Below are 5,154 nucleotides of genomic sequence, written 5' to 3' on the forward strand. Positions count from 1 at the left end.
CTTTGGCAAGTCCCATCCAAATTCTCACAGAGTCGGGGTATATAACGGATACTCTAAAATATGAAAACAGAGGTTTTCACGTGTGATTTCATGCAATCAGCCCGTGCGCGCCGGTCTCGCCGCGATTGCCGGCATTCAGCTCCGCGAGCTGGCTGCCAAACTTCTCGGCCCGCCCGCTCGTGTTGCCTTCGGCGGCGATTTCCTTCAAATTCTTCTTCACCGCATACAGCACGTCCTCGGTAATCCGCTGCTGCTCCGGCGTGATATTGCGCAGGATGCGCTCGTTCACCTTGGTGGCAATCTCGATCATCTTCTGGACCACCTCAAACCCCTGCCCGGTGATGAACACCCGCTTCACCCGCCGGTCATTGGCGTCGGCGCGGCGCTCCACATGGCCGGTCGCCTCCAGCCGGTCCACCAGCCCGCCCACTGTCACCTTGCCGACCTCCAGCAGCCTGGCCAAATCCACCTGCATCATGCCATCATTGCCGCCGCGCGCCAGGACTGACAGCACAGTCCACTGCGAGCGGGTGATGCCCAGCGGCCGCATGGTCTGGTCCATCACCGTGCGGCGGATACGTGAAACGTCATGCACCAGATAGCCGAATTTGAACGGTTTGGGAGACAGGCGTTTCTCAGTTGACGCGGATTTGTTAACAGCGGACGACATGCTCGTTCTCATGCTCCCAAAACTGATTGAATCTTGTTGCCTAGCATCATGCGTTAACGAGCGGCTTCACGCAACAAAAATCCATCCGGGGGCGTATAATTGCATAGTGGACTAATTTGGTAGTTATTGATTTTGTTTAATAAAACAAACTGATATACCTTAATGACGAAAAATATACTGGCATACCATACACTACCATGCGAAGTTTCAAAGGCATCTGGCCGCGCAGGGAAACAGGCGCAGTGCGTTTGTGGTCAGTTGCGAGAGCGAGCGCCGGTCTTCCAGGCTGAACCGCGCGCCGTGGTGCGGGCACATCGCGCTGTTGTGGCGCGCCCGCTGCCAGACAACCGCGAGAATTGCTCTCCGCCCTTCATCCAGCGGAGACTGACTTCAAATCGTCATTTGCGGCGTCTGGGACGGCCGCCTAAGCGCTTATCCATGAAAAAGCAATTTTACGCCGGATTATTCACGGCCTTGGCCTGCGCCGTATCCCCCGCCGCGCAGGCGGCACCGCTCTACCATCTGGTGCAGAGCGTGCCGCTGGGCGGCGCCACCAAATGGGATTATCTGCATTTTGATGCGCCCTCGGACCGGGTCTATATCTCGCACGGCACGGAGTTGACCGTGGTGGATGCACGCACCGGCGCGATTGCCGGGCATGTCACCGGGCTGGCTGGCAGCCATGGCGTGGCGATTGACACCGCCGCCGGGCTAGGGTTTGCCGACAGCAGCCAGAACCGGACGATCAGCGTTTTCAGCCTGAAGACCCTGGCGGTGCGCGCGCGCGTTCCGGCGCTGGAAGATGCCGATGGCATGGTGTTCGACAAGCCGAGCGGCCAGGTTTTCACCGTCGGCGGCGATGCCAACGCGGATCTGGTGCTGGACGGCGCGGCACAGCGCCAGATTGCCACCATCGCCCTGGGCGGTTCGCCGGAATCGCAGGTCAGTGACCAGGCGGGGGCAATTTTCGTGGATCTTAAAAACAAGAACCAGCTGGTGCGGATCAGCACCCGGACCGATGCCATCACCGAACGCTGGAAGCTGCCCGGCTGCGAGGGGCCGACGGGGCTGGCGATCGACCGGGCGCGCCATGTGCTCTTCGCCACCTGCCAGAATGCCCGCATGGCGGTGGTGAACGGCGATACCGGCGCGATGCTGGCGAATTTGCCGATCGGCAAGGGCACGGATTCCGCTGCGTTCGACCCCGTCCGCAAGCTGGCGTTCTCCAGCAACCGCGATGGCACGCTCTCGGTGATCTCGGAGGTTTCCGCCACGAAATTCGTGGTGCTGCCGCCGATTGAGACAGAGCCCGGCGCGCGGACCATGGCGGTTGATCCGGCGACCGGGCGGGTGTTCCTGGTGAGCGCCACGGTGCAGTCCGCCACCCCGCCCAAGCAACCCAACACCGCGCCGTTTTATACTTTCCTGCCCGGCAGCGTGCGGCTGCTGATCTACGCGCCGAACGCCTGAGCCGGGGCGTATTGCCCTCCCCGCGCGGGCGCGACACTATTGCCCCGGCAGATGGATTGTTGGGAAACATGCGATGAGCCTGGGGAATTATTACGAAGCGACCAAGCGCGTTGCGTTGCGCACCGCCCCGCTGGAGGGTGATCTCAGCGCGGATGTGGCGATTATCGGCGGCGGGATCACCGGGGTTTCGGCGGCGCTGCATCTGGCGGAGCGGGGCTACAAGGTGGCGCTGCTGGAGGCTGAGCTTATCGGCTGGGGCGCCTCGGGGCGCAACGGCGGGCAGGCGCTTCCGGGGTTTGCCGCCGGGCAGGGCAAGATAAAGGCGCTGGTGGGGGCGCAGCGCGCGAAAAAGCTCTGGGATATGTCAATGGAGGGCGTTGAACTGCTGCATGGGCAGATCGCGCGCTTCGCCATCCCGTGCGACCCGGTGCGGGGGTATCTGCATGCGGCGATCAAGCCCCGGCAGGTGCGCGAACTGGAGGAGACCCAAGAGGAGCTGGCGGCGCTGGGCGCGCCGGCGGGGCGGATTTTGCGCGGGGCGGATTTGCGCGCGCGCCTGGCCAGTCCGAAATATCTGGCGGCGCTGGAGGATGAGGTTTCGGGCCATATTCACCCGCTGAACTATACGCTGGGGCTGGCGGCGGCGGCGCAAGCGGCGGGGGCGCAATTATTCTCGCGGACGCGGGTGAGCAAAGTGGAGCCGGGAAAAACGGTGCGGGTGCATACGCCGCGCGGGGTGGTTTCAGCGGGGTTTCTGCTGGCCGCCGGGGGGGCGTATCTGGGCGATTTGATGCGCCCGCTGGCCGGGTACATCATGCCGGTGGGCACGTATATCATGGCCACCGAGCCGCGCGCGGATGTACGCGAGATGATCCCCGGCAACGAGGCGGTGGCGGATCTGAACTTTGTGCTCGATTATTTCCGGCGCTCGGCCGATGAGCGGATGCTGTTCGGCGGGCAGGTTTCATATTCAACGCTGCCGCCGCCTTCGTTGCAACATTCCATGCTGAAGCGCGCGCTGCGGGTGTTTCCGCAGCTGGCGGGGGCGCGCGTTGAGTATTTATGGGGCGGGAATGTGGATATTACCCAGAGCCGGGCGCCACATTTTGGCCGGCTGGCGGATAATATTTTGTTTTGCCAGGGGTTTTCGGGGCATGGCGTGGCGCTGACCGGGCTGGCCGGCAGGCTGGTGGCCGAGGCGATCGCCGGGCAGGCGGAGCGTTTTGATGTGTTCGCGGCGATTCCGCATGCGCGCTTTCCGGGCGGGCGGGCGTTGCGGGTGCCGGCGCTGCTGCTGGCGACCACGTATTTCCGGTTGCGCGATATGTTGTAGCGCCCGTTCAGGCTAAATATACACATGTTCATGAATCCGATTTTAATTACCGGCGGCGCGAAACGTTTGGGCGCCGCGATGGCCAGGGCGCTGGTGGCGGCTGGTTACCCCGTCATCATCCACGCCAACGGGTCCGGGCCGGAGGCGCAGGCACTGGCGGCGGAGCTGGGCGCGCGGGTGGTGCTGGGAGATCTGTCCGACCCACAGGTGCCGGCGCGGCTGGTCGCCGAGGCGGGGCCGCTTGGCGGGTTGATCAACAACGCCTCACGTTTTGTGTTCGATACGGTGGTCAGCACCTCGGCCGCGCAGGTGGCGGCGCATATGGGACCGAACCTGATTGCGCCGGTGCTGCTGGCGCAGGCCTTCGCGGCGCAGCGCCCGCAGGGCGGCGTGATCATCAACATGCTCGACCAGAAGCTGACCAACCTGAACCCGGATTTTTTCTCCTACACGCTGAGCAAGGCGGCGCTGGCGGCGGCGACGGAGATGATGGCGCTGAGCCTGGCGCCCGAGATCAGGGTTTGCGGGATTTCCCCCGGGCTCACGCTGCCGGGGCCTAAGCAGTCCGCCGAGAAATTCGCCCGCGCGTGGCGGGAGAATCCGCTGCGCCGGGGGGCCACGCCGGAGGATATCGCCCGCGCGGCGCTGTTTATATTGCAGACGCCCTCGCTGACCGGGACAGTGCTGACGGTGGACGGGGGGGAACACCTGACGCACCGGCCGCGCGACATTGCTTTTCTGGCTCTTGAGTAGGCATTGGTATATATACAAAACTAATTGTCTTACCCGAGGAGGCTTCGATGTCGGTTCGCAAATTTATGCTTCCGGTCAGCAGTTCGGCCTCAGCGGCGGCGGCGCTGCATGCGGGGTTGATGCTGGCCAGGATGTGGAACGCGCATTTGCAGGTGCTACATATCCGCGCGGATTCACGCGAGATCGTGCCGATTGCGGGTGAGGGGCTTTCGGGGGCGATGATCGAGGAGATGATGAGCGCCACCGAGCGCGAAAGCGGTACGCGCGAGCTGAGCCTGCATGAGCTGTTCCATGCCGCGACCGCGGAGCAGATGGTGAGCGTGGGGGATGCAGTGCCGGGGCGCAGCGAGCCCAGCGCCAGTTTTATCACGATGACCGGGCGGGAGGACCAGCTGGTGGCACATCAGGCCCGGCTCTCCGACCTGACGATTGTGCCGCACCCGCTGGCCGGGGCGGATGTGGCGGCGGCGGATGCGCTGCATGCGGTGATCTTCGATTCCGGCCGCCCGGTGCTGCTGGCGCCGGTGGAACAGCCGGAGAGCATCGGCAAGCGCGTTGCCATCGCCTGGAACGGGACGGCGTTCGCGGCTTCGGCGCTGGCCTCGGCGATGCCGTTCGTGCGGCAGGCGGCGGCGGTGTGCATTCTGCACTCGCCGGAGTATTTCCGCCCGGGGCCAAGCGCCGCCGAGGTGGCGGAATATATTTCTCATCATGGGGTGAACGCGGAAATACGCGAATTTTATCCGCGCAACCGGGGGGTTGGGGCCGGGTTGCTGGCGGGGGCTGCTGAGTTTGGCGCGGATATGATGGCCATGGGCGCGTATTCGACCACCTCGCGGTTGCGGCAGCTGATTCTGGGCGGGGTGACCCGGCATGTGCTGGAACACGCGACGCTGCCAGTGCTGATGAACCGGTAGAGGGCGACTCA

At 64.0% G+C, this 5,154-nt stretch carries 5 protein-coding genes; 4 read left to right on the forward strand and 1 reads right to left on the reverse strand.

From position 1 onward, the window contains the following. Positions 1-88 precede the first annotated feature (88 nt). Positions 89-670, reverse strand: a complete 582-nt coding sequence (locus PHE40_RS10475) for a MarR family winged helix-turn-helix transcriptional regulator (protein WP_299961516.1) — start codon at positions 668-670, stop codon at positions 89-91. A 438-nt stretch (positions 671-1,108) separates the two neighbouring features. Between PHE40_RS10475 and PHE40_RS10480 the strand changes: the two genes are divergently transcribed. Genes PHE40_RS10480 through PHE40_RS10495 form a run of 4 tightly spaced genes read left to right on the forward strand, consistent with a single transcriptional unit; the run spans position 1,109 to position 5,143 of the window. Next, positions 1,109-2,140 (forward strand): YncE family protein, encoded by a 1,032-nt coding sequence (locus PHE40_RS10480; RefSeq protein ID WP_299961518.1) that lies wholly within the window; start codon positions 1,109-1,111, stop codon positions 2,138-2,140. A 55-nt stretch (positions 2,141-2,195) separates the two neighbouring features. Next, on the forward strand, positions 2,196-3,473 hold the full coding sequence (locus PHE40_RS10485; protein WP_408839057.1) for an NAD(P)/FAD-dependent oxidoreductase: 1,278 nt from the start codon (positions 2,196-2,198) through the stop codon (positions 3,471-3,473). Positions 3,474-3,503: 30 nt separating this feature from the next. Beyond that, positions 3,504-4,226, forward strand: a complete 723-nt coding sequence (locus PHE40_RS10490) for an SDR family oxidoreductase (RefSeq protein ID WP_299961523.1) — start codon at positions 3,504-3,506, stop codon at positions 4,224-4,226. Between the two features lie 47 nt (positions 4,227-4,273). Further along, positions 4,274-5,143 (forward strand): universal stress protein, encoded by an 870-nt coding sequence (locus tag PHE40_RS10495; protein ID WP_299961525.1) that lies wholly within the window; start codon positions 4,274-4,276, stop codon positions 5,141-5,143. Positions 5,144-5,154 lie beyond the last annotated feature (11 nt).

The sequence above is a fragment of the Acidocella sp. genome (assembly GCF_028687955.1).
Lineage (GTDB): Bacteria > Pseudomonadota > Alphaproteobacteria > Acetobacterales > Acetobacteraceae > Acidocella.